The organism is Streptomyces flaveolus (genome assembly GCF_044765825.1).
In the GTDB taxonomy this organism is placed as follows: domain Bacteria; phylum Actinomycetota; class Actinomycetes; order Streptomycetales; family Streptomycetaceae; genus Streptomyces; species Streptomyces flaveolus.
The window spans coordinates 206,996-233,637 of the sequence record NZ_JBIWKU010000012.1 but is presented as its reverse complement, the minus strand read 5'-3'; the positions used below and the strand labels follow the sequence as shown (position 1 = coordinate 233,637).

The following is a 26,642-nucleotide window of genomic DNA, read 5'->3' as shown; positions in this document are numbered from 1 at the left end:
AGATGTCGGCACCGAATAAGTCGTACGACCCTGTCGAGGTCGAGGCGTTGAAACCGGAAGAGATCGAGCGCATGCGGGACGAGGCGCTCGCCGCCTTCGCCGCCGCGGACTCCCTCGACGCGCTCCAGGAGGCCAAGGTCGCCCACACCGGCGGCACCTCCCCGCTGTCGCTGGCCAACCGCGAGATCGGCGCCCTGCCCCCGCACGCCAAGGCCGAGGCCGGCAAGCGCGTCGGCATGGCCCGCGGCGCCGTGAACAAGGCCCTCGCCGCCCGCCAGACCGAGCTGGAGGCCGAGCGCGACGCCCGCGTGCTGGTCGAGGAGGCCGTGGACGTCACGCTGCCCTACGACCGCGTGCCGGCCGGCGCCCGCCACCCGCTCACCACGCTCTCCGAGCGCATCGAGGACGTCTTCGTGGCCATGGGCTACGAGGTCGCCGAGGGCCCCGAGGCCGAGACCGAGTGGTTCAACTTCGACGCCCTGAACATCGGCCCGGACCACCCGGCCCGCGGCGAGGCCGACACGTTCTTCGTCGAGGGCCCCGAGGGCGGCACCGAGTCCGGCGTCGTGCTGCGCACCCACACCTCGCCCGTGCAGATCCGCTCGGCGCTCTCCCGCGAGCTGCCGGTCTACGTGATCTGCCCCGGCCGCGTGTACCGCACCGACGAGCTGGACGCCACGCACACCCCCGTCTTCCACCAGGTCGAGCTGCTCGCCATCGACGAGGGCCTGACCATGGCGGACCTCAAGGGCACCCTGGACCACATGGTCCAGTCGCTGTTCGGCGCGGAGATGAAGACCCGGCTGCGGCCGAACTTCTTCCCCTTCACCGAGCCGTCCGCCGAGATGGACATGCTCTGCTACGTCTGCAAGGGCGCGTCCGTCGGCAACCCCGACCGGCCCTGCCGCACCTGCTCCAGCGAAGGCTGGATCGAGCTCGGCGGCTGCGGCATGGTCAACCCGCGGGTGCTCGTCGCCTGCGGCGTCGACCCGGAGAAGTACAGCGGCTTCGCCTTCGGGTTCGGCATCGAGCGGATGCTGATGTTCCGCCACAACGTCGAGGACATGCGAGACATGGTCGAGGGTGACGTCCGGTTCACCCGGCCGTTCGGGATGGAGATCTGATGCGGGTCCCGCTTTCTTGGCTGCGGGAGTACGTCGACCTGCCGGCCACCGAGACCGGCCGCGACGTGCAGGCCAAGCTGATTTCGGCCGGCCTCGAGGTCGAGACCGTCGAGCACCTGGGCGCCGACCTCAAGGGCCCCCTCGTCGTCGGCCGGGTGCTGACCATCGAGGAGCTGGAGGGCTTCAAGAAGCCGATCCGCTTCTGCACCGTCGACGTCGGCCAGGCCAACGGCACCGGTGAGCCCCAGGAGATCGTCTGCGGCGCCCGCAACTTCGCCGTCGGCGACAAGGTCGTCGTGGTCCTCCCCGGCGCCACCCTGCCGGGCGGCTTCTCGATCTCCGCGCGCAAGACGTACGGCAAGACGTCCCACGGCATGATCTGCTCCAGCGACGAGCTGGGCATGGGCGACGACGGCACGCACGGCATCATCGTGCTGCCGCCGGAGACCGAGGTCGGCAGGGACGCCATCGAGCTGCTGGAGCTGGTCGACGAGGTCCTGGACATCGCCGTCACCGCCAACCGCGGCGACTGCCTGTCCATCCGCGGCGTCGCCCGCGAGACCGCGATCGCCTACGGCCTGCCGCTGCGCGACCCGGCCCTGCTCGACGTGCCCGGTCCGAACGCCTACGGCTACCCCGTGAAGATCGCCGACCCCACGGGCTGCGACCGCTTCACCGCCCGCACGGTCACCGGCCTCAGCCCCGAGGCCCGCTCCCCGATCTGGCTCCAGCGGCGCCTGCAGAAGGTCGGCATGCGCCCGATCTCGCTCGCCGTCGACGTCACCAACTACGTGATGATGGAGCTCGGCCAGCCCCTGCACGCCTACGACCGCGGCCTGGTCCAGGGCACCATCGGCGTGCGCCGGGCCGAGGAGGGCGAGAAGATCGTCACCCTCGACGGCGTCGAGCGGAAGCTGCACGCCGAGGACCTGGTCATCACCGACGACCGCGGCCCGATCGGCCTCGCGGGCGTCATGGGCGGCGCCAACACGGAGATCGCCGACCACGGTGCCGCCGAGAACGGCGGCAACGCGACGAGTGACGTGGTCATCGAGGCCGCCCACTTCGACCAGGTGTCCGTCGCGCGCACCGCCCGCCGCCACAAGCTGTCCTCCGAGGCGTCCCGCCGCTTCGAGCGCGGCGTCGACCCGCAGGCCGCGGCCGCCGCCGCCCAGCGCACCGTCGACCTGCTCGTGCTCCTCGCGGGCGGCACCGCCGAGGCCGGCGTCACCGAGATCAGCGCCCCGTCCGCGCCGCACACCATCTCCATGCCGGCCGACCACCCGGACAAGGTGGCGGGCGTGACGTACGGCCGTGAGACCGTCGTACGCCGCCTCCAGGAGGTCGGCTGCGACGTGTACGGGCAGGACGAGCTGATCGTCACCGCGCCGTCCTGGCGGCCCGACCTCACCGACCCGAACGACCTGGCCGAAGAGGTCATCCGCCTGGAGGGCTACGAGAACCTGCCCTCCACGCTGCCCCGTCCCCCCGCGGGCCGTGGCCTGACCGCACGGCAGCGGCTGCACCGCCGCGTCGGCCGGGCGCTGGCCGGTGCCGGCTACGTCGAGGCGCTGAACTACCCGTTCGTCAGCGAGCAGGTCTTCGACCAGCTCGGCCTGGACGCCGACGACCCGGCCCGCCGGGTGGTCAAGCTGGTCAACCCGCTCAGCGACGAGGAGCCCGCGCTGCGGACCTCGCTGCTGCCGGGCCTGCTCGGCGCGCTGCGCCGCAACGACGGCCGGGGCAGCCACGACCTCGCCCTCTTCGAGACGGGCCTGGTCTTCCAGCCGCGCGACGAGCAGCGTGTCGCCGTCAACCTGCCCGTCGACCGGCGCCCCAGCGAGGAGGACCTCGCCGCGCTGGACGCCGCGCTGCCCGACCAGCCCCGCCATGTCGCCGTCGTCCTCGCGGGCGCCCGCGAGCAGGCCGGCTGGTGGGGCAAGGGCCGCCCGGCCGACTGGGCCGACGCGGTCGAGGCCGCCCGGACCGTCGCCCGCGAGGCCGGTGCCGAACTGGGCATCCGCAAGGGCCAGTACGGTCCCTGGCACCCGGGTCGCTGCGCCGAGCTGCTCGTCACCGTGGACGGCGAGGAGCGCGTCATCGGCCACGCCGGCGAGCTGCACCCGCGGGTCGTGAAGACCCTGGGTCTGCCGGCGCGTGCCTGCGCGATGGAGCTGGACCTCGACGCCCTGGAGCGGGTCGGCGACGACACCCCGCAGGCGCCGAGGATCTCCACGTTCCCGGTCGCCACGCAGGACGTCGCCCTGGTCGTCGACGCGTTCGTCCCGGCCAGTGAGGTCGAGGCCGCGCTGCGCGAGGGCGCGGGCGAACTGCTGGAGTCCATCCGGCTGTTCGACGTCTACGAGAACGCGGAGCAGCTGGGGGAGGGGCGCAAGTCCCTCGCCTACGCGCTGCGCTTCCGCGCGGGAGACCGGACGCTGACGGTCGACGAGGCGTCCGCGGCCCGCGACGCGGCGGTTGCCCTCGCGGGCGAGCGGGTCGGAGCGGTCCTGCGTAGTTAGTCGGCGGTGCGCCCGAGGGGGCGCGGGCTTCTGTCGTGTGGCGACTGCGGGTACGTCGTGGTCGCTCGCGCAGTTCCCCGCGCCCCTTCAGGCGTTCAGGGCAACGCCCCTCAAGGGGCGCGGGGAACCGCGCGACCAGCCGCAGCGCACCCGCGGTCGACAACGCACCCGCACCCTGCACGGCGCTCATTCGGACCGCTGGGCCGGCGGAGCCGTCCGCCCCGCCGCGGAGTGTCGGGCAGGCAGCCGGGCGGACGGCGTGAAACGGGCCGCCGCACTGTACGAGGGGGAGCCGGCGGCCCGGCCGGCCTCTTTCGAGGCAGTTCAGTCAACCGGCCCGGCACTCTCCGCGACAGCGCGCACACGGTGCGGATATGCGTACTCCGTTCACACCCCGTGTGAAGGGCGACACACTACGCTGTCGGCACCGAATCACCCGGGGGGCATCATGCAGCCCAACACTCTGCTCGACGCGGTCCTGGACGAGGCCGGGGTCTCGCACGCGGGACTGGCCGCACACGTCAACCAGGCGGGACGGGCGCGCGGGCTCTCGCTGCGGTACGAACACACCGCCGTCGCCCGGTGGCTGAAGGGACAGCGGCCGCGCGGCCAGGTGCCCGACCTGATCTGCGAGGTCCTCGCCGCCCGGCTGCACCGGCCCGTCACCCTCGACGACATCGGCCTCGGTGTGCCCGGTGAGCCGGCCGCGCCGCACACCGGCTCGCTGTCCGGGTTCGTGGAGCGGGCGACCGCCCTGTGGCGCTCCGACCAGCAGCAGCGCCCGCACATCCTGGGCGCGCCCGCGCTCACCGGGACGCCCGCCGTGATGCCGGTGTGGGAGTGGGAGAACCCGCCCGAGGACGTGGACGTCTCCCGCGGCGGCCGGCACCGGGTCACCACGGCCGACCTGGAGATGCTGCGCTCGGCCCGCGCCCACTACGAGCAGATGTACCGCAAGGCCGGCGGCGTCGCGACGCGCGCCAGGATCGTCGGCTTCCTCAACGCGGAGGCCGCCCCGCTGCTGCGCGGCGGCTACACCGACGCCACCGGCCGCCAGCTCCACCGGGCCACCGGCGGCCTGGTAGCGGTCGCCGGCATCTGCGCGTACGACTCCGACGCGCACGGCCTCGCCCAGCGCTACTTCCACCAGGCGCTCCGCCTGGCCAAGGCCAGCGGCGACCGGGGGCTCGGCGCGTACGTCATCGCGCTGCTGGTCAACCAGGCGCTGTTCATGCGGGAGTACCGCCAGGCCGTCGCCTTCGCCGAGGCCGCCCTGCGCACCGCCGGCCGGCACATCACCCCGGCGCTCGCCTCCGACCTGTACGCGATGCAGGCCAAGGCGTACGCCCACCTCGGCGACGGCACCGGCGCCCTGTCCTGCATCCGGCGGGCCGAGCAGGCAGCCGAACGCATCCGGCGCGGTTACGAGCCCGACGAGACCGGCTATGTCCAGCCCGGCCTGGTCAACGTCCAGGTGGCGGAGGCGCTGCTCAGCCTCGGTGAACTCACGGCGGCCGGGGAGCACGCCGCGCAGGCCGTCGACAACCCGGCGCACGACCGGGGGCGCGTGCACCGGCTCGCCATGCTCAGCACCATCGAACTGCGCCGGGGCAACGCCGACAAGGCGGTCGCCACCGCCGTGCAGATGGCGGAACAGGCCCGCGGAATGGAGTCCCAGCGCCTGCGCGACAGACTTCGCGCGGTGCGCGAACACCTGGTGCGCAGCGGCTGCGCAGGCACCGCCGAGGCCGCCGAACTCATCGACGGGGCACTGCGCGTACCGCTCTAGCCCGGCCGTCCTTCCGGGGACGCCGCGCCCACCACTGCGCCGTGAGCGGCCGTCGTGCGCCTGCTGTCGGGCCGCTCCGGCTGCGATATTGCCACCTACTCAAGAAAGGTGGCAGAACCGTGCAGTGGACGAAACGGAACGAACAAAATGTGTACGCAAATCGCTGGTTCAGCGTCAACCTCGCCGATGTCGAACTGCCGGACGGCCGGCATCTCGACCACTTCCTCATACGGATGCGCCCCGTGGCCGTCGCCACGGTGGTCAACGAGGCGAACGAGGTCCTCCTGCTGTGGCGGCACCGCTTCATCACCGACAGCTGGGGCTGGGAACTGGCGGCCGGTGTCGTCGAGGACGGCGAGGACATCGCGGTGGCGGCGGCCAGGGAACTGGAGGAGGAGACCGGCTGGCGGCCGGGACCGCTGCGCCACCTCATGAGCGTGGAGCCGTCCAACGGGCTCACCGACGCCCGGCACCACATCTACTGGGCCGACGAGGGCGAGTACGTCGGACACCCCGTGGACGACTTCGAGTCGGACCGCCGGGAATGGGTGCCCCTCAAACTCGTCCCCGACCTGGTCGCCCGCGGGGAGGTCCCGGCCGCCAACATGGCGGCCGCGTTACTCCTGCTGCACCACCTGCGGCTCGGACAGGACGCCATGCCGTGATCGCCGGCGCCGTCCGCGCCCACCACCGCGCCGCTCAGCGTCCGAACGCCTGCCAGAGGGCCACCACGAGCGCGCCCACGGCCGTGACCGCGGTGACCGCCGGCAGGGGCCAGCGGGCGTGCTCCAGGGTGACGAGCCGGGTGCTCAGCTCGTCCAGGTCCTTGGCGGTCTCCTCGGTGCGATGGCTGAGCAGTGCCAGTCCGCCCTCCACGCGGGCGTAGGCGACGTCGAGGCGGCGCCGTAACTCTGCGAGTTCTCCAGGGACGGCGGGATGCTCGGGATCGGCGGTCACGAATCCGCTCCTTTCGTGGTCGAACGGGGGTCGAATCACATCCCTTGCAATGCGCATGATGAGTCAACTCGCCTGGTGGGCGTGTGGGGAGAGTGTGCGGAGGGCATATGCGGGCCCGGTGCGCACACGGGGTGCGAACGCCGCGGGCCCGGCACCGCACCGGGTGCCGGGCCCGCGAAGCGGTCACTCAGCGTCAGCCGTAGGTGTAGAACCCGGAGCCGCTCTTGCGGCCGAGCCGGCCCGCGTCGACCATGCGCTGGAGCAGCGGGGGAGCGGCGTACAGCGGCTCCTTGTACTCCTCGTACATCGAGTAGGCGACCGAGGCGACCGTGTCCAGGCCGATCAGGTCCGACAGCTTCAGCGGGCCCATCGGGTGGGCGCAGCCCATCTCCATGCCGTTGTCGATGTCCTCGCGGCTGGCGATGCCCGACTCGAACATCCGGATCGCGGAGAGCAGGTACGGGATCAGCAGCGCGTTGACCACGAAGCCGGAGCGGTCCTGGGCGCGGATGGAGTGCTTGCCGAGCACCTTCTCCGTGAAGAGCTGCGCCCGGCTGAGCGTGCCCTCGGAGGTGGTGAGCGCCGGGATCAGCTCGACGAGCTGCTGCACCGGGGCCGGGTTGAAGAAGTGGATGCCGATGACGTGGTCCGGCCGCGAGGTGGCGACCGCCAGCTTCACCAGCGGGATGGAGGAGGTGTTGGAGGCCAGGATCGCGTCCGGCCGGGTCACCACCTGGTCGAGCACCTGGAAGATCTCGGTCTTGACCTGCTCGTTCTCGACGACGGCCTCGATGACGAGGTCACGGTCGGCGAACTCGCCCAGGTCGGTGGTGAAGCTCAGGCGCGCCTGGGTCCCCTCGAGCTCCTCCTCGGTGATCTTGCCACGCTCGGCGGCCTTGGTGAGGGAGTTGAACAGCCGGGTCCGGCCGATCTCCAGGGCCTCGCCGGTGGTCTCGGCGACCTTCACCTCCAGGCCGGAGCGGGCGCACACCTCGGCGATGCCCGCCCCCATCTGACCGCAGCCCACCACGCCGACGCGTGCGATATCTCCCGAGATGCCGGTCACATCGTCCCTTTCGCTGACTCCACGGCTGAGGCAGGTCCGCCGGGGTCCCCGGCGCCTGCTCCGATCGTGCACGTTACCCCCGAAGTGCCGCGGATCCGTCGCCCGGGTCGGGCATGCTGAGATCCCGTACACGATCCGTGACGGTGCGGATCCACAGCGTTCTGGAGGTCTTCCATGGGTCGTGTCTCGCGTCGGGCCTTCACGGTGGCCGCGTTGTCGGCGCTCACCCTGGCGCCCGCGCCCGCGTCCGCGGGGCCGGCGGCGCCCGCGCCACCGGCGCCGCCGAGGCGGCCCCGGAGCCGTCGCCGGGCCGTCACGGAGATGCGGGGCATGTGGCTGGCCACGGTGAACAACCGTGACTGGCCCACCCGGGCCGGCCTGCGGGCGTCCGAGCAGCGTGCCGAACTGATCGCGCTCCTCGACACGGCGGTCCGTCACCGCCTGAACACGGTGTTCTTCCAGGTGCGGCCCACAGCCGACGCGCTGTGGCCGTCGGCGTACGAGCCGTGGTCGCAGTACCTGTCCGGCAGCCAGGGCCGAGACCCGGGCTGGGACCCGCTGGGCACGGCCGTGCGGGAGGCCCACGCCCGCGGTCTGGAGCTGCACGCCTGGTTCAACCCGTACCGCGTGTCCCTGAGCGACGACCCGTCCCACCTCGTGCCCGCGCATCCCGCCCGCCGGAACCCGGACTGGGTGGTGCCGTACGGCGGGAAGCTCTACTACAACCCGGGGCTGCCCGAGGTCCGCGCCTTCGTGCAGGACGCGATGATCGACGCGGTGGAGAAGTACGCCGTGGACGGCGTCCACTTCGACGACTACTTCTACCCGTACCCGGTGGCGGGGCAGGCCTTCGACGACGGCGGGACGTACCGCACCCACGGCAGTGGCTTCTCCACCAAGGCCGACTGGCGGCGGGACAACATCGACCGGCTGGTGCGCGAGACGGCGGCCCGCGTCAAGAAGGTTCGGCCCACCGCCCGCTTCGGCGTCAGCCCCTTCGGGGTGTGGCGCAACGCGGCCACCGACGAGCGCGGCTCGCGGACGACCGCGGGCGTCCAGACGTACGACGACCTGTACGCGGACACCCGCACGTGGGTGCGCGAGGGCTGGATCGACTACATCGTCCCGCAGCTGTACTGGAACATCGGTCTGCCCGCCGCCGACTACGCGAAGCTGCTGCCGTGGTGGGCGGAGGTGGCCCGGGGCAGCCGGACCCAGCTCTACGTGGGGGAGGCGCTGTACAAGGCGGGTGACCCGGCGCAGCCCGCCGCGTGGCAGGACCGGGACGAACTCTCCCGGCACCTCGCCCTGGCCGCGGACCACCCGGAGGTGCGCGGACACGTCTTCTTCGCCGCGAAGGACGTGGCGGAGGACCGGCTCGGCGCGATGGCGCGGGTGGCCGCCGACCACTACCGGCAGCCCGCGGACACCCCGCGCTGAGCTAGATCCGCATCTCCTTGCGCCGGATCTCGGTGTCGGGGCCGGGCGAGCACACGCCTTCGTGCCCGTCCTCGAACCGGACCCGGTACGGCGGAGTGCCTTCCTTGCCCATCACTTCGACTATCTCGCCGACCTTGTCGTGCTCACCGACCACCCGGCCGTGCTGCACCAGCTGGTCGCCCTTCATCGCGTGCATCTGTGAGGCCTCCTCACGTGTGTGCCGCACGTTCCGCCGCTCAGCCCCGTGACCGCTGCGTGACCGCGATGCACACCAGCACCGCAGCCGCCGTCAGCGGGGCGGCCACCGTCAGGTGCTCGCCCAGGAGAAGTACCGACCACACCAGTGTGAGCAGCGGCTGGGCCAGCTGCAACTGGCTGGCCTTCGGTACGCCGATGGCGGCCATGCCCCGGTACCAGACGACCAGGCCGAGGAACTGCGAGCCCGCCGCCACCCACAGCAGTCCGGCCACGCTGTGCGCGGTCAGGTGCACGGGTTCGTGGGCGAGGGCCAGCGCGGTGGCGGGCACGGTGAGCGGCAGACACAGCACCAGCGCCCAGCCGATGACCTGCCAGCCCGGCATCACCCGGGCCAGCCGGCCGCCCTCGGTGTATCCGGCCGCGCACACCAGCAGCGCCGCGAAGAGGTAGGCGTCGGCCGTGGTCAGCGCGCCACCGCTCTGCTGCACGGTGAACGCCACCACGGCCGCCGCGCCCGCCAGCGCCGCGATCCAGAAGGTGCGCGAGGGGCGCGTGCCGATGCGCAGCGCGGACAGCAGCGCGGTGGTCAGCGGGAGCAGGCCGACCACGACGGCCGCGTGCGCGGTCGTCGAGGTCTGCAGCGCGAGCGTGGTCAGCAGGGGAAAGCCGAGGACCACTCCCGCGGCGACCACGGCGAGGCCGAACCAGTGCCGCCGCTCGGGCAGCGGCACGCGCAGGCCGAGCAGACAGCCCCCGGCGATCAGCGCGGCGAGGACGCTGCGCACGGCGACCAGGGACCAGGGCCCGAAGCCCTCCAGGCCCCAGGAGGTGGCGGGGAAGGTGAGCGAGAACGCGACGACGCCGAGCGCGGCCAGCAGGGTGCCGGAGGACTTACCGCCGGATGCCGTGGCCGGGCCGCTGACCGCTATCCTCGTCGGGGTGGTAGCGCTACTCTGTACTGTCATGCAAGAGCGTAGCAGTGTCGCTGAACTGGCGAACCAGTTGCGACGGGAACTCGACCGCTACTCACCTGGTGGAAAGCTCCCGTCCAGCCGTGCCCTCGTCGACCGCTTCCGGGTGAGTCCGGTGACCGTCTCCCGTGCCCTGGCGCAACTGGCCGCCGAGGGCCTGGTGGTCACCCGGCCCGGCGCGGGGGCCTTCCGGGCGGCCGCGCGGACCGGTGCCGCCCCGGCCGGGGACACCTCCTGGCAGGAGGTCGCGCTCAGTGCCGACGGCGCCGCCGACCTGGTACCGCGCTCGGTGGACGCCTCCGGTGTCCTGGTCTCCCTGGCCGCGCCGCCGCCCGGCGTCGTCGAGTTCAACGGCGGCTATCTGCACACCTCGCTCCAGCCGGAACGGGCCATGGCGGCGGCACTGTCCCGGGCGGGACGCCGCCCCGGCGCGTGGGGCCGGCCGCCGATGGAGGGACTGCCGGAGCTGCGGGAGTGGTTCGCGCGCAGCATCGGCGGCGCGGTCACGGCCGCCGAGGTGCTCGTCACCTCGGGCGGACAGTCGGCGCTGACCACCGCCCTGCGCGCCCTCGCGCCGCCGGGCGCGCCCGTCCTCGTGGAGTCGCCGACGTACCCCGGCATGCTCGCCATCGCACGGGCCGCCGGTCTGCGCCCGGTGCCGGTCCCCGTCGACGCCGACGGCGTGAAGCCGGCCCTGCTCGCCGATGCCTTCCGGGCGACCGGCGCCCGCGTCTTCGTCTGCCAGCCCCTCTTCCAGAACCCGACCGGTGCCGTGCTCGCCCCCGAGCGGCGCGGCGAGGTGCTGCGCATCGCCCGCGAGGCCGGGGCCTTCGTCGTCGAGGACGACTTCGTGCGGCGGCTCGTGCACGAGGACGCGGGGCCCCTGCCGCGTCCGCTGGCAGCCGACGACGCGGACGGCGTCGTCGTGCACGTCTGCTCGCTGACCAAGGCGACCTCGCCGAGCTTCCGGGTGAGCGCCCTGGCCGCGCGCGGTCCCGTGCTGGAGCGGCTGCGGGCCATCCAGGTCGTCGACACCTTCTTCGTGCCCCGCCCCCTCCAGGAGGCGGCGCTCGAACTCGTCGGGTCGCCCGCCTGGCCACGCCATCTGCGCGCCGTGTCCGCCGAGTTGAGGGCCCGTCGCGACGCGATGACGTCCGCGCTGCGCCTGCACCTGCCCGAGTTCGTCCTGGCCCACATCCCGTCCGGCGGCTACCACCTGTGGCCACGCCTGCCCGACGGCACGGCCGAGGCGGCCCTGACCGCGGCCGCCCTGCGCGCGGGAGTCGCGATCACACCGGGCCGCCCCTACTTCAGCGCCGAACCCCCGGCCGCCCACCTGCGGCTGAGCTTCGCCGCGGTGGCCGGGACGGGCGAGATCGCGGAGGGGGTGCGGCGACTGAGCACGGCCTGGGCCGAGGTGCGCGAGCAGGCCGGGGCGCGCGGATAACGGGTCGACGCCGTCCGGCCGCCGCTGCGACCATCGCGGCATGACCGACACGCCGCGCCTGCCCGAGGGCTACGAGATCTCCACCGACCCCGGCCGGATCGACGCCGGACGCGTGCACCGGTGGCTGTCCACCGACGCGTACTGGGCGCTCGGCCGGACCCGCGAGAAGCAGGACCGGGCGATCGCCGGCTCGCTCAACTTCGGGGTGTACGAGGCGGTGACGGGGGAGCAGGTGGCGTACGCCCGCGTCATCACCGACCGGGCGACCTTCGCCTGGCTGTGCGACGTGTACGTCGACCCCTCGGTGCGCGGCAAGGCCCTCGGCACCGCCCTGGTCGGTGCCGTGCGCGAGCACCTGAGGCCGTACGGGCTGCGTCGCATCCTGCTCGCCACCCACGACGCGCACGGCGTCTACGAGAAGCTCGGCTTCACCCCGCTGGACCGCCCCGACCAGTGGATGGCCCTCGCCTTCGGCCGGTGAGCCGTGGCGCACCCTGGGTAGCCCACTGGTAACACCTCTTGACCAGCCCACTTCCGCGGCCCACCATCACCGCATGGCGCTTCGGGTCACGTTCGTCGCGGCTGCGCGCAGCTTGCCCCTGCTCGCGGAGCGCTTCGGGGACGACCGGCCGCTGGACCAGGCCGGCTGGGACGAGGTGCTGCGCGCCGCGCCCGGCCTGCTGCCGCTCGCGGCGGCCGAGCTGCGCTACTGCTCGCCCACGCCCCGCAGCCGCGCCACCGGCGACGCCCTCGGCTACGCCCCGCTGGCCCAACTCGCCCTGCGCGAGTGCGACATGGGACGCTGGGGCGGGCTGACGCTCGGTGAGGCGATGGCCCGGGAGCCGGCGGCGGTGGACACCTGGCTCGCCGACCCGCGCTCCGCCCCGCACGGCGGGGAGTCGCTGCTCGCCCTCATCGGTCGCGTCGGCGGCTGGCTCGACACCCGGCCCGGCGAGGACGGCGACCGCATCGTCGCGGTAGCCGAGCCCTCCGTGATCCGGGCGGCCCTGGTCCACGCGCTGAAGGCGCCGCCCGCGACGTACTGGAACCTCGACGTGCGCCCACTGTCGACGACCACCCTCACGGGCCGCGCGGGCCGCTGGACCCTCCGCTTCGACGGCGGGGCCTGACGCCCCGCGGCGGACCCTAGCCCTCGCGCGTGTAGTCGGTGGTCAGCAGCAGGTCCTTGGCCGGGCCGCCCACGCGCCACACCGTCCGCCAGTGGTCCCGGTCCCGGACGGTGAACTCGCCGCGGTAGAGGTCGGCCGCGCAGGGGTGGTCGGCCACATGACGACCCGACGTCAGGTCCAGGTCGTGGAAGGGCCGGCCGTCCGCGAAGCGCACGTGGGCCGTGCCCGGTGCGCCGCCCGTCTCGTAGCGCAGCGTCCGCTCGGCGGGGCGGGCCACGCCCCGCCAGGTGAAGGCGCCGGACTCGTGGCCGCGCAGACCGCCGTCCTCGCACGTCTCGAAGGCGGTCGTTCCCTCGAAGCGGCCGACGTCGCCGCTCGCGAGGTCCCGCACCGACCGCTCCGTGCGCCATCGCCCCGCCAGGTACGCCAGTACGTCCGGTACTGGCCAGAACTCGCCCATCCCGTGCCGCTCTCCGTCCCACGCATTGCTGCGCGACCCATTGACGCGCATCCGCCCCCTCCCTATGTTGCCGTTCGAAGTGCTGACCATCGTCCGATATTTCGAACGACCCCTAGTGAGAGCCGCGGAGTATCCATGTCACGCACCCGCCTGAGACTCGGTCTCGGCGCCACCGCCCTCCTGACCGCCACGGCCCTGCTGCCGTCCCCGGCCCATGCCGAAGCCGCCGCCGACTACACGATCACCGTCGACCCGGCCGCCACCGGCGCCGCGATCGACGACACGATGTACGGCGTCTTCTACGAGGACATCAACCGCGCCGCCGACGGAGGGCTGTACGCCGAGCTGGTCCAGAACCGCTCCTTCGAGTACTCCACCGCCGACAACGGCTCGTACACGCCGCTCACGGCCTGGACGGCCGACGGCACGGCCGAGGTGCTGAACGACGACGGCAGGCTGAACGAGCGCAACCGCAACTACCTCTCCCTGGCCGCCGGTTCCTCGGTCACCAACGCCGGATACAACACCGGCATCCGCGTCGAGGCGGGCAAGGAGTACGACTTCTCGGTGTGGGCCCGCGCCGAGAACGGCACCACCCTCACCGTCTCCCTCCGGGACAGCGCGGGCACGCTCGCGAAGGTGCGGCAGGTGGCCGCCCGGGGCGCGTGGCGCAAGTACACCGCCGCCTTCACCGCGACCCGCACCAGCAACCGCGGCCGGCTCGCCGTCGCCACCACCGCACCCGCCGCCCTCGACATGGTGTCCCTCTTCCCCCGCGACACCTACAAGGGGCAGTCCAACGGCCTGCGCAAGGACCTCGCCGAGAAGATCGAGGCCCTGCACCCGGGCTTCCTGCGCTTCCCCGGCGGCTGCCTGGTCAACACCGGCTCCATGGAGGACTACAGCGCCGCCTCCGGCTGGCAGCGCAAGCGCTCCTACCAGTGGAAGGACACCATCGGCCCGGTCGAGGAGCGCGCCACCAACGCCAACTTCTGGGGCTACAACCAGAGCTACGGCCTCGGCTACTACGAGTACTTCCGCTTCGCCGAGGACATCGGCGCCATGCCGCTGCCCGTCGTGCCCGCCCTGGTCACCGGCTGCGGCCAGAACCGGGCCGTCGACGACGACGCGCTGCTGAAGCGGCACATCCAGGACACCCTGGACCTCATCGAGTTCGCCAACGGGCCCGTGACCTCCCCCTGGGGCAAGAAGCGCGCCGCGATGGGCCACCCGAAGCCGTTCCACCTCACCCACCTCGAGGTCGGCAACGAGGAGAACCTCCCGGTCCAGTTCTTCGCCCGCTTCGAGAAGTTCCGCGCGGCCATCGAGGCGAAGTACCCGGACGTCACCGTCGTCTCCAACTCCGGCCCCGACGACTCCGGCGCCATCTTCGACACCGCCTGGCAGCTCAACCGGGACGCGGGCGTCGACATGGTCGACGAGCACTACTACAACAGCCCCCAGTGGTTCCTGCAGAACAACGACCGCTACGACTCCTACGACCGCGGCGGCCCGAAGGTCTTCCTCGGCGAGTACGCCTCCCAGGGCAACGCCTGGAAGAACGCCCTGGCCGAAGCCGCCTTCATGACCGGCCTGGAGCGCAACGCCGACGTCGTCAAGCTCGCCTCCTACGCGCCGCTGCTCGCCAACGAGGACTACGTGCAGTGGCGTCCGGACCTGATCTGGTTCAACAACCGCGCCTCCTGGAACTCGGCCAACTACGAGGTCCAGAAGCTGTTCATGAACAACACCGGCGACCGTGTCGTCCCCTCCACGGCCACCGGCACACCGGCCGTCAGCGGCCCCATCACCGGCGCCGTCGGCCTGTCGACCTGGGCGACCAGCGCGGCCTACGACGACGTGAAGGTGACCTCGGCCGACGGGAAGACCCTGCTCTCCGACGACTTCTCCGGTGACGCCTCGCGGTGGACGCACAGCGGCGCCGGGGCCTGGACCGTCCAGGACGGCCAGTACGTGCAGACCGACGCCGCAGCCGAGAACACCCTGGTCACGGCGGGCGACCCGGCCTGGCAGAACTACGACCTGCACGTGAAGGCCACCAAGAGGTCCGGCAAGGAGGGCTTCCTCGTCGCCTTCGGCGTCAAGGACACCGGCAACTACTACTGGTGGAACCTGGGCGGCTGGAACAACACCCAGTCCGCCGTCGAACAGGCCTCGGACGGCGGCAAGTCGACGCTGCTGACCAAGGCCGGGTCGATCGAGACGGGCCGCGCCTACGACATCGACATCAAGGTCCGGGGCCGTCAGGTCACCCTCTACCTCGACGGCGAGGAGTGGGGCGGCTTCACCGACGACAAGCCGGCCGAGCCGTTCCGTCAGATCGTCACGAAGGACGCGCGGACCGGCGAGCTGATCGTCAAGGTCGTCAACGCCCAGGACACGGCGGCCCGCACGGCCGTCGACCTCGGCGGCGCCAAGGTCGCCCCCAAGGCGCGGGTCACCACGCTGGCGGCCGACCAGGACGCGGTGAACACCGAGACGGACGCACCGGTGACGCCGGTGACGTCGACCTTCTCGGGGGTGGCGGGGAAGTTCACGTACACCTTCCCGGCCAACTCGGTGACGTTCCTGCGGATCAAGCAGCGGTAACGGGGGCCCGCTGCGGCGGCTCGGACCAGGGTGAGCGGGTGGCCGGGGGAGTGCGCGTCCCGCGACGCGTCGTCGGCCAGGGGTACGGAAGCCCGCCGGTCACCCCGGGGGCGCAGGGGTGGGGCCGGAAGCAGTCGGCCGGCTCCACCCGCGCCGTCACCGCCGCCTCCCGTGTCCCGCTCGCCGCCCCCTCCGCCGCCTGCACCTCGAACAGCCGCGGCAGCTCCTCGCCGCCCCCTCCGCCGCCTGCCGCTCGACCGTCGCCCACAGGTCCTCACCCGACTCGCTCCGCTCTGCCCGCTCGGCGGCAGCATCGTGCCGGGCGGCCCTTTCACGGCGTTGCATAAACGTGCGGAGAAACGTATAGTCATGCCATCCAGGAGGAGGGTTTTCCATGGCGGTACGTGCGGCGGTGGCCGGAGCGAGTGGGTACGCGGGCGGAGAGCTGCTGCGTCTGCTCCTCGCGCACCCCGAGATCGAGATCGGCGCCCTGACCGGCAACTCCAACGCCGGACAGAGGCTCGGCGCGCTGCAGCCGCACCTGCTGCCGCTGGCCGACCGCGTCCTGGAGGCGACGACGCCCGAGGCGCTCGCCGGGCACGACGTCGTGTTCCTCGCGCTGCCGCACGGCCAGTCCGCCGCCGTCGCCGAGCAGCTCGGGCCGGACGTGCTGGTCGTGGACATGGGCGCCGACTTCCGGCTGAAGGACGCCGGTGCCTGGGAGAAGTTCTACGGCTCCCCGCACGCCGGCACCTGGCCCTACGGCCTCCCCGAACTGCCGGGTTGCCGCGCCGCGCTGGAGGGGTCCAAGCGCATCGCGGTGCCCGGTTGCTACCCGACCGCCGTGTCGCTGGCGCTCTTCCCGGCCTACGCCGCCGGCCTCGCCGAGCCCGAGGCCGTGATCGTCGCCGCCTCCGGCACCTCCGGCGCGGGCAAGGCGGCCAAGCCCCACCTGCTGGGCAGCGAGGTCATGGGCTCCATGTCGCCCTACGGCGTCGGCGGCGGCCACCGGCACACCCCCGAGATGATCCAGAACCTCGGCGCGGTCGCCGGCGAGCCGGTCTCCGTCTCCTTCACGCCGACCCTCGCGCCCATGCCCCGCGGCATCCTCGCCACGTGCAGCGCGAAGGCGAAGGACGGGGTGAGCGCCGAATCCGTCCGCGCGGCCTACGAGAAGGCCTTCGCCGACGAGCCGTTCGTGCACCTGCTGCCCGAGGGGCAGTGGCCCGCGACCGCCTCCGTGTACGGCTCGAACGCCGTCCAGGTGCAGGTCGCGTACGACGCCGCGGCGGGCCGCGTCATCGCCATCAGCGCCATCGACAACCTGGCCAAGGGCACCGCGGGCGGTGCCGTCCAGAGCATGAACATCGCCCTGGGTCTCGACGAGACCACCGGACTGACGACGATCGGAGTTGCGCCGTGAGTGTGACGGCAGCAAAGGGATTCACGGCGGCGGGCATCGCCGCCGGGATCAAGGAGAACGGCAACCCCGACCTGGCCCTCGTGGTCAACACCGGCCCCCGACGCTCCGCCGCGGGCGTCTTCACCGCCAACCGCGTCAAGGCCGCGCCGGTCCTGTGGTCCGAGCAGGTCCTCAAGAGCGGTGAGCTGACCGCCGTCGTCCTCAACTCCGGCGGCGCGAACGCCTGCACCGGTCCCAAGGGCTTCCAGGACACCCACGCCACCGCGGAGAAGGCGGCCGAGGCGCTCGGCACGGGCGCGGGTGAGGTCGCCGTCTGCTCGACGGGCCTCATCGGCGTCCTGCTGCCCATGGACAAGCTGCTCCCCGGCATCGAGACCGCCGCCGGTCAGCTCTCCGAGCACGGCGGCGAGAAGGCCGCCATCGCCATCAAGACCACCGACACCGTGCACAAGACGTCCGTGGTGACCAAGGACGGCTGGACCGTCGGCGGCATGGCCAAGGGCGCCGGCATGCTCGCCCCGGGCCTCGCCACCATGCTCGTCGTGATCACCACCGACGCCGACCTGGAGACCGAGGTCCTCGACCGCGCCCTGCGCGCCGCCACCAGGGTCACCTTCGACCGGGTCGACTCCGACGGCTGCATGTCCACCAACGACACCGTGCTGCTGCTCGCCTCCGGTGCCTCCGGCGTCACCCCCGAGTACGCCGAGTTCGCCGAGGCCGTCCGCACCGTCTGCGACGACCTCGGCCAGCAGCTCATCCGGGACGCCGAGGGCGCCAGCAAGGACATCAAGGTCGAGGTCGTGAGCGCCGCGACCGAGGAGGACGCCGTCCAGGTGGGCCGCACCATCGCCCGCAACAACCTCCTCAAGTGCGCCGTCCACGGCGAGGACCCCAACTGGGGCCGTGTGCTCGCCGCGATCGGCACCACCGACGCCGCCTTCGAGCCCGATCGGCTGAACGTCGCCATCAACGGCGTCTGGGTCTGCAAGAACGGCGGTGTCGGCGAGGACCGCGAGCTGGTCGACATGCGCTACCGCGAGGTCCACATCGTCGCCGACCTCGCCGCCGGCGACGCCACCGCGACCATCTGGACCAACGACCTCACCGCCGACTACGTCCACGAGAACAGCGCGTACTCCTCATGAGCACCACCCGGAAACACACCGCCCTCCCGAAGGCCCAGATCCTCATCGAGGCGCTGCCGTGGCTGGTCCGGCACAACGGCAAGACCGTCGTCATCAAGTTCGGCGGCAACGCCATGGTCGACGAGGACCTGAAGGCCGCGTTCGCCCAGGACGTCGTCTTCCTGCACCACGCCGGCCTCAAGCCCGTAGTCGTGCACGGCGGCGGCCCCCAGATCAGCGCCGCCCTCGACAAGCACGGCATCGTCAGCGAGTTCAAGGCCGGCCTGCGCGTCACCACCGAGGACGCCATGGACGTCGTACGGATGGTGCTGGCCGGGCAGGTGCAGCGCGAACTGGTCGGGCTGCTCAACCAGCACGGCCCGCTCGCCGTCGGCCTGACCGGCGAGGACGCGCACACCATCACCGCCACCAAGCACCAGCCGGAGATCGACGGCGAGCCGGTCGACATCGGCCGGGTCGGGGAGATCACCCAGATCGACACCGGCGCCATCGAGGCCCTGCTCGCCGACGGCCGCATCCCGGTCGTCTCCTCGATCGCCCGATCCCAGGACGACGGACATGTCTACAACGTCAATGCTGATACGGCGGCTGCGGCACTCGCTGCGGCGCTCGGCGCCGAGACTCTCATGGTCCTCACCGACGTCGAGGGCCTCTACGAGGACTGGCCGAACTCCGACGAGGTGATCAGCCGCCTCACCGCGTCCCAGCTCGAGAAACTGCTGCCCGAGCTGTCCAGCGGCATGGTGCCGAAGATGGAGGGCTGTCTGCACGCCGTACGCAACGGCGTCACCACCGCCCGCGTCATCGACGGCCGGGTCCAGCACTCGATCCTGCTGGAGATCTTCACCGACGAGGGCATCGGCACGATGGTCGTGCCGGACGAACAGGGGGAGTCGTGAGCAACGAGGAACTGACCGCCCGGTGGCAGGGCGCGCTCATGAACAACTACGGCACGCCCCGCCTGCCCCTGGTGCGCGGCGAGGGCTCCCGGCTCTGGGACGCCGACGGCACGGAGTACCTGGACTTCGTCGGCGGCATCGCGGTCAACGCCCTCGGCCACGCCCATCCGGCGGTCGTCGACGCCGTGAGCCGGCAGATCGCCTCCCTCGGCCACGTCTCCAACCTCTTCGTCGCCGAGCCGCCCGTCGCGCTCGCCGAACGGCTGCTCCAGCACTTCGGCCGCGACGGCAAGGTCTACTTCTGCAACTCCGGCGCCGAGGCCAACGAGGGCGCCTTCAAGATCGGCCGACTCACGGGACGGCCGCACATGGTCGCGACCGAGGGCGGCTTCCACGGCCGCACCATGGGCGCCCTGGCGCTGACCGGGCAGCCCGGCAAGCAGGAGCCGTTCCTGCCGCTGCCCGGCGACGTCACGCACGTGCCGTACGGCGACGCCCAGGCGCTGGCCGCCGCGGTCACCGAGGACACCGCCCTCGTGATCATCGAGCCGGTCCAGGGGGAGAACGGCGTCGTCGTCCCGCCGCCCGGCTACCTGAAGGCGGCGCGTGCCATCACCGCGGCCACCGGCGCCCTGCTGGTGCTGGACGAGGTGCAGACCGGCATCGGCCGGACCGGGCACTGGTTCGAGTACCAGGCCCACGAGGGCGTCCTGCCGGACGTCGTCACGCTCGCCAAGGGCCTCGGCGGCGGACTGCCGCTGGGCGCGACGGTCGCCTTCGGACGCGCCGCCGAGCTCCTCCAGCCCGGCCAGCACGGCACGACCTTCGGCGGCAACCCCGTCGCCTGTGCCGCCGGTCTCGCCGTCCTCGACACCATCGCGGGCGAGGGGCTGCTGGACAACGTCAAGCGGCAGAGCGAGAAACTGCGCGGCGCCGTCGAGGCCCTCGGCCACCCGCTGGTCGCCCACGTCCGGGGCGCCGGACTGCTCCTGGGTATCGTGCTCACCGAGCCGCTCGCGCCCACGGTGCAGCAGGCGGCTCAGGACGCCGGGATCCTCGTGAACGCGCCCGCACCCGATGTCGTACGGCTGATGCCCGCGCTGAATCTCGGCGACGACGTAGTGGACGCGTTCCTCGGGGCGCTGCCCGGCATCCTTGACCAGGCCCACGAGGCCCACGGGGACGGACGATCCGGAGAATGAGACGACGATGAGCCAGGCGCAGGAGCACGAGCAGACCAACGGGCCTGCCGTACCGCAGACCCGCACCGCACGCCACCGCCGGATCGTGGACATCCTCAACCGGCAGGCGGTGCGCTCGCAGAGCCAGCTGGCGAAGCTGCTCGCCGACGACGGGCTGACCGTCACGCAGGCGACGCTCTCCCGGGATCTGGACGAGCTGAACGCGGTGAAGATCCGCAACACCGAGGGCGACCTGATCTACGCGGTGCCCAGCGAGGGCGGTTTCCGCACCCCGCGGGCGCCGCTCGGGGAGTCGGCGAAGGAGGAGCGGATGCGGCGGCTCTCCGCGGAGCTGCTGATCTCCGCGGAGGCGTCGGCGAACCTCGTGGTCCTGCGGACCCCTCCGGGGGCGGCGCAGTTCCTCGCCTCGGCGATCGACCAGGCGGAGCTGCACGACATCCTGGGGACGATCGCGGGTGACGACACGCTGCTGCTGATCAGCCGGGAGCCGACGGGTGGGCAGGCGCTGGCGGACCATCTGCTGCGGTTGGCGCAGAACGGGCATTGACGGCAGAACGGCCACTGAGGGGGGTGGTGCGGTGGCCTGCCGACTGCGGACCGTGCCTGGCTGGTCGCGCAGTTCCCCGCGCCCCCGAGGGCGCTGCGGTCACGCCTCTGAGAAGCTCACCCCAGCCACCCCGCCAACCCCCTCGTGCACCGCACCTCGTCCCCCGCGGTCATCAACAGCCCCTCCACCCCGTCGAGCGACTCCAGCCACCGCAACCCCTCCCGCGACCCCATCGCGAACGCCGCCGTGGCCCAGCAGTCCGCCCACGTCAGCCGCGCCGCCACCACCGTCACCGCCACCAGGTCCGTCACCGCGGAGCGCCCGGTGCGCGGATCGACGATGTGCGCCCCCCGCTCCGCCGTCCCGGACGTGGCGACGGCCAGCTCCCTCGCCCCGGCGGCGGAGACGACGGCCGCGAGCCCGCCCGGCCGCAGCGGATCCGCCACCCCCACCCGCCACGGCCGCCCCGCCCCCGGCGTCCCGAGCATCTGCACGTCCCCGCCCCCGTTGACGCTGACGCCGCTCGCCCCCGCCCCCGAGACCAGCCGGGCCGCGCGCTCCACCGCCCAGCCCTTGACGATCCCCGTCGGGTCGAGCCGCCCCCGGTACGACGGACTGAACCAGCCGCCGCTCACCCGCTCCGCCTCCGCCGCCAGCTCCAGCACCTCGGCGACCTCGGGCGCGCACTGCGCGACGGTCAGCTCGCCGCACGCCAGCCGGGAGACCTGGCTGTCCTCCCGATAGGTGCTGAACACCTCGTCCACCCGGCGCAGCCCGGCGACCGCCTCGTCCAGCGCCGTCCGTACGGCCGCCGGTTCCCCGCCGCGGACGTCGAAGGAGAAGACGGTCCCCATCGTCTCCACCACCCGACGCACCGCGGCGGGAGCCTGTGCGGGTTCTGGTTCGGCCACCGTGTCAGTCACCGGCCCGGTCCAGCGCCGACTGCAGGGACCGCCGGTACCCGGCGCTGGTGTAGGTCGCCCCGGAGACGGCGTCGATGTCGGCGTCGCCGGCCCTGATCGCCGCCTGGTTGAGCCGGGGCACGGCGTCGGCGGTGATCTGGTCGCTGCGCCCGCCCCTGGGCGCCTGGACGGCCTCGGCCGCGGTGATCCTGCCGCCGCTGACGGTGACCCGTACCTGCACCGGCCCGTACTGGGTGTCGGCCACGTCGCCGGTGACCGTACCCGTCCCCGCGCCCCGCCCGCCCTGCGGCGACTGCGCGGCCACCGGCGGCGCGGCGCCGCCCGCCGCCGAGGCGGACGCCGGGTCGGACGCCGGCTTCAGCGACAGCAGCAGCACGATCCCGGACACGGTCGCCGCACCGGCGAGCACGGCACGCCGTACGGGGTGGCTCTTCCTCATCTGCGCTGAGCTCCTGACGTCCGTCGCTCACATCGCGAACGACTCGTGGTGGATACGACGGGCGGGGACTCCCGCGCCGCGCAGTGCCTCGTACACCGACTGGGCGAAACCGGGCGGCCCGCACAGGAAGACGTCGTGGCGGTCGACGTCCGGGATCTTGCGGCTCAGGCTCTCCGCGGAGATGTCCGGCCGTTCTCCGTCCGGGCTGTTGACCGCGTACATCAGCCGGGCCCCGCGCTCGTCGGCGATCCTGGCGAGCTCGTCCCACAGCGCGAGCTCCTGGGTGCTGTTGGCCCGGTACAGCAGTGTGAGGTCACCGGACGCGCCGGGCAGCGTCTCGAACAGCGCCCGCATCGGCGTGATCCCGACCCCGCCCGCGACCAGCAGCACCTTGCCGCGGCTGCGGCGCTGGGCGGTCAGGGCGCCGTACGGGCCCTCCGCCCACACCCGGGTGCCGGGGGTCAGCTCGCGCAGCCGGGCGCTGTGGTCGCCGATCGCCTTCACGGTGATCCTCAGCATGTCCGGGCGCGGCGCCGCCGACAGCGAGTACGGGTGGGAGCTGAACCGCATGCCCGGTGCCAGGAACCGCCAGCGGAAGAACTGCCCGGCCTCCGCGCCCATCCGGTGCAGCCGGCGCCCGCCGATCAGCACCGACACGATCCCGGGCGTCTCCTCGATCACCGCCTCGACGCGCAGCCGGTGCCGCAGGTTGAGGCGCAGCGGGGTCAGGACGCGGTACCAGAGCACGAGCGCGGTCACCGTCCCGTACAGCGCGTACCAGACGGTCCCGGCGACCGGCTCGACGGCGAAGTCGTTGCCGGTGGCGAGCTGGTGCCAGAAGGTCAGGAACACCGCCGCGTAGGTGAGCAGGTGCACGTGGTACCAGACGTCGTACGGGATCCGGCGGCGCACCGGGCCGATGGAGAGCAGCCCGATGAGCACGAACAGCGCGGTGCCGACGGCCGCCTTGCCCATGTCCGGCAACCGGGTGACCGAGTCGACCGTCTGCTGGACGATGCCGCCGAGGCCCAGGCCGGCCTGCGCCGCGTAGCCCCACATGATCAGGACGATGTGCGCGAGGACCAGGCAGAGCGTGTAGCGCCCGGTCATGGCGTGCCAGCGGGCCACCCGGTCGGAGCCCACCCGCCGCTCCAGCGCGGGCACCCGGGCCATCTGGAGGACCACCAGCGCCATGAGGTACCCGGCGAGCAGTCCGGTGATCCGGCCCGCGTTGAGGATCTTCCCGGTGTCGTCGGTGATGGCGGGCGTGTTGCGCCACCACAGCCACAACACGCCCGCCGCGCCCGCCCACACGGCGAGCAGCAGGGGGACGGCCGGGGAACGGCGCGGGCGGATGCGCCGCATCGTCTGGCGGCGGGCGGCACGGCCGCCGGCGAGCGTGGTGGTCACGGTTCCTCCGTGGGGGCTTGACCCTTGGTCCACAGATACGCACCGCCGCGCCCGGATGTTCAGCCCGCGCGGGTACTCAGTAGCGGGTCACCGCGGTCGCCCCGCCCGACGTGCCGATCGCGAGGTGCGGCCGGGCCCCCGGGTCGGCCCACCGCAGGATCCGGCGCATCGCGTCCGCCGGCACCGACACGCAGCCGGCCGTCGCCCCGCGCCCGTTCACGTGCAGGAAGATGCCCGCGCCGCGCCCGGGCACCGGACGGTCGTAGTTGAAGCCGACGACCAGGGCGTGCGCGTACTGCGCCGAGTAGGTGATCAGGTGCTCGGCCTCGGTGGCGCGGCAGTCGGCGGGCAGCGGCTCGGTCCAGCGGTTGTAGGCGCGGGAGACGGTGTCCTGGCACCACCAGGAGTCCTCCCGCACCGGACGGTAGGGGTACACCGTCCCGAGCGGCGGGGCCTGGATGCCGAAGGCGTACGGCAGGTCGTACAGGCCGGTCGGGGTGGTGTTCGTGCTCTGGGTGCGCGTTGCCCCGTCCGCCAGCCCCTTCGCCCCGAAACGGGCGGGCGCCGAACCGGTCTGCGTCCAGCGGCCGCCCCTGCGGTCCCACCAGCTGACGGTGCCCGTGGTCGAGTCGGTGTCCGGGGCGACCGCGGTGATCAGCTGGGTACCGCCCCCGGTGTCCGCCATCCGGGCCGGCAGCGGCCGGGGCGCCGGCCCGGGCGCGGGCGCGGCTCCCAGGGCGAGGGCGGACAGGGCGATGAGGGCGGCAAGGGCACCGGAGCGCATGGCTCAGACCGTAGACGGGGGCAGCGGCAACGGCAGCCCGGGAAGGCCGTCCATGCTCGTCGCGATGTGCTCCTTCTTGGTGAAGTACGCGCTGAGCGACGCGTCGTCCTCCCGCGCGAACCGCTTCGCGTGCAGATCCCGGTCGCTCTCGTACGCCATGAAGGGGACGGCGTATCCGCAGGTGTCGCGGATGAGGTCGGCGGTCACGACGATGACGGCGCGCAGTCCGTGCGCGCTCGGGTCGATGCCGGGGAAGCGGGCCAGCAGTTCCGGGAAGCGCGGGTCGTCGCGGAAGACCGGCTCCCCGCGGCCGTGCACCCGGACGATGTTGGGCGGTCCCTGGAAGGCGCACCACATGAGGGTGATCCGGCCGTTCTCCCGCAGGTGGGCGATGGTCTCGGCGTTGGACCCGGCGAAATCGAGGTAGGCCACGGTGAGTTCGTCGAGCACGGCGAAGGAGCCCGTGAGTCCCTTGGGGGAGAGGTTGACCGTCCCGTCGCCGCTCAGCGGCGCGGTGGCGGTGAAGAAGAGGGGCTGCGCCTCGATGAAGGTGCGGAGGCGGCCGTCTATGCGTTCATAAGTCTTTCCCATGTCTAACGATTATGGGTCGTGGGGCCCGGCGTGTCCCGGGTACCTGCGAGATTGACGAATCATGCAGAGTTCTGCATACTCATGCAAGCCAGTGATTGCACGGTGAGGAGCGACACAAGTGAGCAGCAACAACGGTGACGTACGGCTCTGGGGCGGCCGTTTCGCCGACGGTCCCGCCGAGGCCCTGGCGAAGCTGTCCGCGTCCGTCCACTTCGACTGGCGGCTCGCCCCCTACGACATCGCCGGCTCACGTGCCCACGCGCGCGTGCTGCACCAGGCGGGTCTCCTCACCGAGGATGAGCTGACCCGGATGATCGCCGGACTCGACCGGCTCGAGGCGGACGTCGCCGACGGCTCCTTCACCGGCACCATCGCCGACGAGGACGTCCACACGGCCCTGGAGCGCGGCCTGCTGGAGCGCCTCGGCCCCGACCTCGGCGGCAAGCTGCGCGCCGGGCGGTCCCGCAACGACCAGGTCGCCACCCTCTTCCGGATGTACCTGCGCGACCACGCCCGCGTCGTCGGCGGTCTGGTCGCCGACCTCCAGGACGCCCTGATCGGCCTCGCCGAGGCGCACCCGGACGTGGCGATGCCCGGCCGCACCCACCTCCAGCACGCCCAGCCCGTGCTCTTCGCCCACCACGTCCTCGCCCACGTCCAGGCGCTGTCCCGGGACGCGGAGCGACTGCGCCAGTGGGACGAGCGGACGGCCGTCTCGCCGTACGGCTCGGGAGCGCTCGCGGGCAGCAGCCTCGGCCTCGACCCGGAGGCGGTCGCCCGCGACCTCGGCTTCGAGCACGGCAGCGCCGGCAACTCCATCGACGGCACGGCCTCCCGGGACTTCGTCGCCGAGTTCGCCTTCATCACCGCGATGATCGGCGTGAACGTCTCCCGCATCGCCGAGGAGATCATCATCTGGAACACGAAGGAGTTCTCCTTCGTGACCCTGCACGACGCCTTCTCCACCGGCTCGTCGATCATGCCGCAGAAGAAGAACCCGGACATCGCCGAGCTGGCCCGCGGCAAGTCCGGCCGCCTCATCGGCAACCTGACCGGCCTGATGGCCACCCTCAAGGCCCTCCCGCTCGCGTACAACCGCGACCTCCAGGAGGACAAGGAGCCGGTCTTCGACTCCATCGACCAGCTGGAGGTCCTGCTGCCGGCCTTCACCGGCATGATGGCCACCCTCACCGTGCACCGCGAGCGGATGGAGGAGCTGGCCCCGGCCGGGTTCTCGCTCGCCACCGACATCGCCGAATGGCTGGTCAAGCAGGGCGTGCCGTTCCGGGTCGCGCACGAGGTGGCCGGCGAGTGCGTGAAGGTCGCCGAGGCCGAGGGCAAGGAGCTGGACGAGCTCACGGACGAGCAGTTCGCGAAGATCTCCGCGCATCTGACCCCCGAGGTCCGCTCGGTGCTCAACGTCCCCGGCGCCCTCGCCTCCCGCAGCGGCCGCGGCGGTACGGCGCCCAGCGCGGTCGCCGTGCAGCTCGCCGAGGTGAAGGCGGACGTGGCCGGCCAGCACGAGTGGGCGAACGCCAAGAAGTAGCAGCCGGTGTGCCCGA

Annotated in this window: 24 protein-coding genes and 1 pseudogene; 15 read left to right on the top strand and 10 right to left on the bottom strand. The window is 72.6% G+C overall.

Annotated features, from left to right (window positions below; all coding sequences use genetic code 11):
• Positions 1 to 2: 2 nt before the first annotated feature.
• The 4 genes from pheS to ACIRG6_RS31025 all read left to right on the top strand — a co-directional run bounded on the left by pheS (position 3) and on the right by ACIRG6_RS31025 (position 6,100).
• On the top strand, positions 3 to 1,124 hold the full coding sequence (pheS, locus tag ACIRG6_RS31040; RefSeq protein ID WP_364676779.1) for a phenylalanine--tRNA ligase subunit alpha: 1,122 nt from the start codon (positions 3 to 5) through the stop codon (positions 1,122 to 1,124).
• Complete coding sequence (gene pheT, locus ACIRG6_RS31035; RefSeq protein ID WP_403325100.1) at positions 1,124 to 3,646, top strand: phenylalanine--tRNA ligase subunit beta; 2,523 nt, start codon at positions 1,124 to 1,126, stop codon at positions 3,644 to 3,646. Before pheS ends, pheT begins: the two co-directional genes overlap by 1 nt.
• Positions 3,647 to 4,094: 448 nt before the next feature.
• On the top strand, positions 4,095 to 5,435 hold the full coding sequence (locus tag ACIRG6_RS31030; protein WP_364676777.1) for a transcriptional regulator: 1,341 nt from the start codon (positions 4,095 to 4,097) through the stop codon (positions 5,433 to 5,435).
• 119 nt (positions 5,436 to 5,554) lie between these two features.
• Positions 5,555 to 6,100 (top strand): NUDIX hydrolase, encoded by a 546-nt coding sequence (locus ACIRG6_RS31025; protein ID WP_364676776.1) that lies wholly within the window; start codon positions 5,555 to 5,557, stop codon positions 6,098 to 6,100.
• 34 nt (positions 6,101 to 6,134) lie between these two features.
• On the opposite strand, the gene ACIRG6_RS31020 is transcribed toward ACIRG6_RS31025, so the two are convergent.
• Complete coding sequence (locus ACIRG6_RS31020; protein WP_189230550.1) at positions 6,135 to 6,392, bottom strand: hypothetical protein; 258 nt, start codon at positions 6,390 to 6,392, stop codon at positions 6,135 to 6,137.
• Between the two features lie 193 nt (positions 6,393 to 6,585).
• The gene (locus ACIRG6_RS31015; protein ID WP_308299289.1) at positions 6,586 to 7,458 is read right to left on the bottom strand and encodes a 3-hydroxybutyryl-CoA dehydrogenase; all 873 of its coding nucleotides are present in this window, start codon (positions 7,456 to 7,458) and stop codon (positions 6,586 to 6,588) included.
• Between the two features lie 174 nt (positions 7,459 to 7,632).
• On the opposite strand from ACIRG6_RS31015, the gene ACIRG6_RS31010 reads away from it, so the two are divergent.
• The gene (locus ACIRG6_RS31010) at positions 7,633 to 8,898 is read left to right on the top strand and encodes a glycoside hydrolase family 10 protein (protein WP_365022377.1); all 1,266 of its coding nucleotides are present in this window, start codon (positions 7,633 to 7,635) and stop codon (positions 8,896 to 8,898) included.
• Position 8,899: 1 nt separating this feature from the next.
• On the opposite strand, the gene ACIRG6_RS31005 is transcribed toward ACIRG6_RS31010, so the two are convergent.
• Both ACIRG6_RS31005 and ACIRG6_RS31000 read right to left on the bottom strand, forming a co-directional pair.
• Positions 8,900 to 9,094 (bottom strand): DUF1918 domain-containing protein, encoded by a 195-nt coding sequence (locus ACIRG6_RS31005; protein WP_364819847.1) that lies wholly within the window; start codon positions 9,092 to 9,094, stop codon positions 8,900 to 8,902.
• A 40-nt stretch (positions 9,095 to 9,134) separates the two neighbouring features.
• Positions 9,135 to 10,061, bottom strand: coding sequence for a DMT family transporter (locus ACIRG6_RS31000; RefSeq protein ID WP_351138512.1), 927 nt, complete (start codon positions 10,059 to 10,061; stop codon positions 9,135 to 9,137).
• Between ACIRG6_RS31000 and ACIRG6_RS30995 the strand changes: the two genes are divergently transcribed.
• The 3 genes from ACIRG6_RS30995 to ACIRG6_RS30985 all read left to right on the top strand — a co-directional run bounded on the left by ACIRG6_RS30995 (position 10,060) and on the right by ACIRG6_RS30985 (position 12,644).
• Positions 10,060 to 11,514, top strand: coding sequence for an aminotransferase-like domain-containing protein (locus ACIRG6_RS30995; protein WP_403325099.1), 1,455 nt, complete (start codon positions 10,060 to 10,062; stop codon positions 11,512 to 11,514). The genes ACIRG6_RS31000 and ACIRG6_RS30995 overlap by 2 nt on opposite strands.
• Positions 11,515 to 11,554: 40 nt before the next feature.
• Entirely contained in the window at positions 11,555 to 11,995 is a 441-nt protein-coding gene (locus tag ACIRG6_RS30990) for a GNAT family N-acetyltransferase (protein WP_364676770.1), read from the top strand.
• 73 nt (positions 11,996 to 12,068) lie between these two features.
• Positions 12,069 to 12,644: a histidine phosphatase family protein gene (locus ACIRG6_RS30985; protein ID WP_364819853.1), complete on the top strand. Its 576-nt coding sequence runs from the start codon at positions 12,069 to 12,071 to the stop codon at positions 12,642 to 12,644.
• 16 nt (positions 12,645 to 12,660) lie between these two features.
• Here the strand turns inward: ACIRG6_RS30985 and ACIRG6_RS30980 are convergent, their stop codons facing one another.
• Positions 12,661 to 13,104, bottom strand: coding sequence for a DUF6314 family protein (locus tag ACIRG6_RS30980; RefSeq protein WP_364676951.1), 444 nt, complete (start codon positions 13,102 to 13,104; stop codon positions 12,661 to 12,663).
• 135 nt (positions 13,105 to 13,239) lie between these two features.
• Here ACIRG6_RS30980 and ACIRG6_RS30975 point away from each other — a divergent pair, with 135 nt between their 5' ends.
• The 6 genes from ACIRG6_RS30975 to ACIRG6_RS30950 all read left to right on the top strand — a co-directional run bounded on the left by ACIRG6_RS30975 (position 13,240) and on the right by ACIRG6_RS30950 (position 20,933).
• Positions 13,240 to 15,714, top strand: a complete 2,475-nt coding sequence (locus ACIRG6_RS30975) for an alpha-L-arabinofuranosidase C-terminal domain-containing protein (protein ID WP_364819856.1) — start codon at positions 13,240 to 13,242, stop codon at positions 15,712 to 15,714.
• 394 nt (positions 15,715 to 16,108) lie between these two features.
• A complete protein-coding gene (gene argC / locus ACIRG6_RS30970; RefSeq protein WP_403325098.1) occupies positions 16,109 to 17,137 on the top strand; it encodes an N-acetyl-gamma-glutamyl-phosphate reductase in 1,029 nt (342 codons plus the stop codon).
• Positions 17,134 to 18,285 carry a bifunctional glutamate N-acetyltransferase/amino-acid acetyltransferase ArgJ gene (gene argJ / locus ACIRG6_RS30965; protein ID WP_403325097.1) on the top strand — a complete coding sequence of 384 codons (1,152 nt, stop codon included), beginning with the start codon at positions 17,134 to 17,136 and terminating at the stop codon, positions 18,283 to 18,285. The genes argC and argJ overlap by 4 nt, the downstream gene beginning before the upstream one ends.
• Positions 18,282 to 19,184, top strand: a complete 903-nt coding sequence (gene argB, locus ACIRG6_RS30960; RefSeq protein WP_239769998.1) for an acetylglutamate kinase — start codon at positions 18,282 to 18,284, stop codon at positions 19,182 to 19,184. Before argJ ends, argB begins: the two co-directional genes overlap by 4 nt.
• Positions 19,181 to 20,386: an acetylornithine transaminase gene (locus ACIRG6_RS30955; RefSeq protein ID WP_364676762.1), complete on the top strand. Its 1,206-nt coding sequence runs from the start codon at positions 19,181 to 19,183 to the stop codon at positions 20,384 to 20,386. The genes argB and ACIRG6_RS30955 overlap by 4 nt, the downstream gene beginning before the upstream one ends.
• Positions 20,387 to 20,393: 7 nt before the next feature.
• A complete protein-coding gene (locus tag ACIRG6_RS30950) occupies positions 20,394 to 20,933 on the top strand; it encodes an arginine repressor (protein WP_318217806.1) in 540 nt (179 codons plus the stop codon).
• Positions 20,934 to 21,049: 116 nt separating this feature from the next.
• Here ACIRG6_RS30950 and ACIRG6_RS30945 read toward each other — a convergent pair whose 3' ends face one another.
• The 5 genes and pseudogenes from ACIRG6_RS30945 to ACIRG6_RS30925 all read right to left on the bottom strand — a co-directional run bounded on the left by ACIRG6_RS30945 (position 21,050) and on the right by ACIRG6_RS30925 (position 25,080).
• On the bottom strand, positions 21,050 to 21,787 hold the full coding sequence (locus tag ACIRG6_RS30945) for an FAD:protein FMN transferase (protein ID WP_364819929.1): 738 nt from the start codon (positions 21,785 to 21,787) through the stop codon (positions 21,050 to 21,052).
• A gap of 70 nt (positions 21,788 to 21,857) precedes the next feature.
• A pseudogene (locus tag ACIRG6_RS30940) lies at positions 21,858 to 22,295 on the bottom strand (FMN-binding protein); the annotation flags it as partial.
• Between the two features lie 27 nt (positions 22,296 to 22,322).
• Positions 22,323 to 23,705, bottom strand: a complete 1,383-nt coding sequence (locus tag ACIRG6_RS30935) for a ferredoxin reductase family protein (RefSeq protein ID WP_364676760.1) — start codon at positions 23,703 to 23,705, stop codon at positions 22,323 to 22,325.
• Between the two features lie 76 nt (positions 23,706 to 23,781).
• Positions 23,782 to 24,489 (bottom strand): L,D-transpeptidase family protein, encoded by a 708-nt coding sequence (locus ACIRG6_RS30930; RefSeq protein WP_364676759.1) that lies wholly within the window; start codon positions 24,487 to 24,489, stop codon positions 23,782 to 23,784.
• A gap of 3 nt (positions 24,490 to 24,492) precedes the next feature.
• Positions 24,493 to 25,080 (bottom strand): pyridoxamine 5'-phosphate oxidase family protein, encoded by a 588-nt coding sequence (locus ACIRG6_RS30925; protein ID WP_318217802.1) that lies wholly within the window; start codon positions 25,078 to 25,080, stop codon positions 24,493 to 24,495.
• Between the two features lie 118 nt (positions 25,081 to 25,198).
• On the opposite strand from ACIRG6_RS30925, the gene argH reads away from it, so the two are divergent.
• Positions 25,199 to 26,626: an argininosuccinate lyase gene (gene argH, locus ACIRG6_RS30920; RefSeq protein ID WP_364676757.1), complete on the top strand. Its 1,428-nt coding sequence runs from the start codon at positions 25,199 to 25,201 to the stop codon at positions 26,624 to 26,626.
• Positions 26,627 to 26,642: the final 16 nt, after the last annotated feature.

Coding starts and splice junctions, on each gene's coding strand:
- ACIRG6_RS30925 (WP_318217802.1), bottom strand. CDS start 25,080: ATGGGAAAGACTTATGAACGCATAGACGGCCGCCTCCGCACCTTCATC.
- ACIRG6_RS31010 (WP_365022377.1), top strand. CDS start 7,633: ATGGGTCGTGTCTCGCGTCGGGCCTTCACGGTGGCCGCGTTGTCGGCG.
- ACIRG6_RS31005 (WP_364819847.1), bottom strand. CDS start 9,094: ATGCACGCGATGAAGGGCGACCAGCTGGTGCAGCACGGCCGGGTGGTC.
- ACIRG6_RS30930 (WP_364676759.1), bottom strand. CDS start 24,489: ATGCGCTCCGGTGCCCTTGCCGCCCTCATCGCCCTGTCCGCCCTCGCC.
- ACIRG6_RS30975 (WP_364819856.1), top strand. CDS start 13,240: ATGTCACGCACCCGCCTGAGACTCGGTCTCGGCGCCACCGCCCTCCTG.
- ACIRG6_RS31000 (WP_351138512.1), bottom strand. CDS start 10,061: ATGACAGTACAGAGTAGCGCTACCACCCCGACGAGGATAGCGGTCAGC.
- ACIRG6_RS30990 (WP_364676770.1), top strand. CDS start 11,555: ATGACCGACACGCCGCGCCTGCCCGAGGGCTACGAGATCTCCACCGAC.
- ACIRG6_RS30945 (WP_364819929.1), bottom strand. CDS start 21,787: ATGGGGACCGTCTTCTCCTTCGACGTCCGCGGCGGGGAACCGGCGGCC.
- pheS (WP_364676779.1), top strand. CDS start 3: ATGTCGGCACCGAATAAGTCGTACGACCCTGTCGAGGTCGAGGCGTTG.
- ACIRG6_RS30950 (WP_318217806.1), top strand. CDS start 20,394: ATGAGCCAGGCGCAGGAGCACGAGCAGACCAACGGGCCTGCCGTACCG.
- pheT (WP_403325100.1), top strand. CDS start 1,124: ATGCGGGTCCCGCTTTCTTGGCTGCGGGAGTACGTCGACCTGCCGGCC.
- argC (WP_403325098.1), top strand. CDS start 16,109: ATGGCGGTACGTGCGGCGGTGGCCGGAGCGAGTGGGTACGCGGGCGGA.
- ACIRG6_RS30980 (WP_364676951.1), bottom strand. CDS start 13,104: ATGGGCGAGTTCTGGCCAGTACCGGACGTACTGGCGTACCTGGCGGGG.
- ACIRG6_RS30985 (WP_364819853.1), top strand. CDS start 12,069: ATGGCGCTTCGGGTCACGTTCGTCGCGGCTGCGCGCAGCTTGCCCCTG.
- argB (WP_239769998.1), top strand. CDS start 18,282: ATGAGCACCACCCGGAAACACACCGCCCTCCCGAAGGCCCAGATCCTC.
- ACIRG6_RS30995 (WP_403325099.1), top strand. CDS start 10,060: ATGCAAGAGCGTAGCAGTGTCGCTGAACTGGCGAACCAGTTGCGACGG.
- ACIRG6_RS31030 (WP_364676777.1), top strand. CDS start 4,095: ATGCAGCCCAACACTCTGCTCGACGCGGTCCTGGACGAGGCCGGGGTC.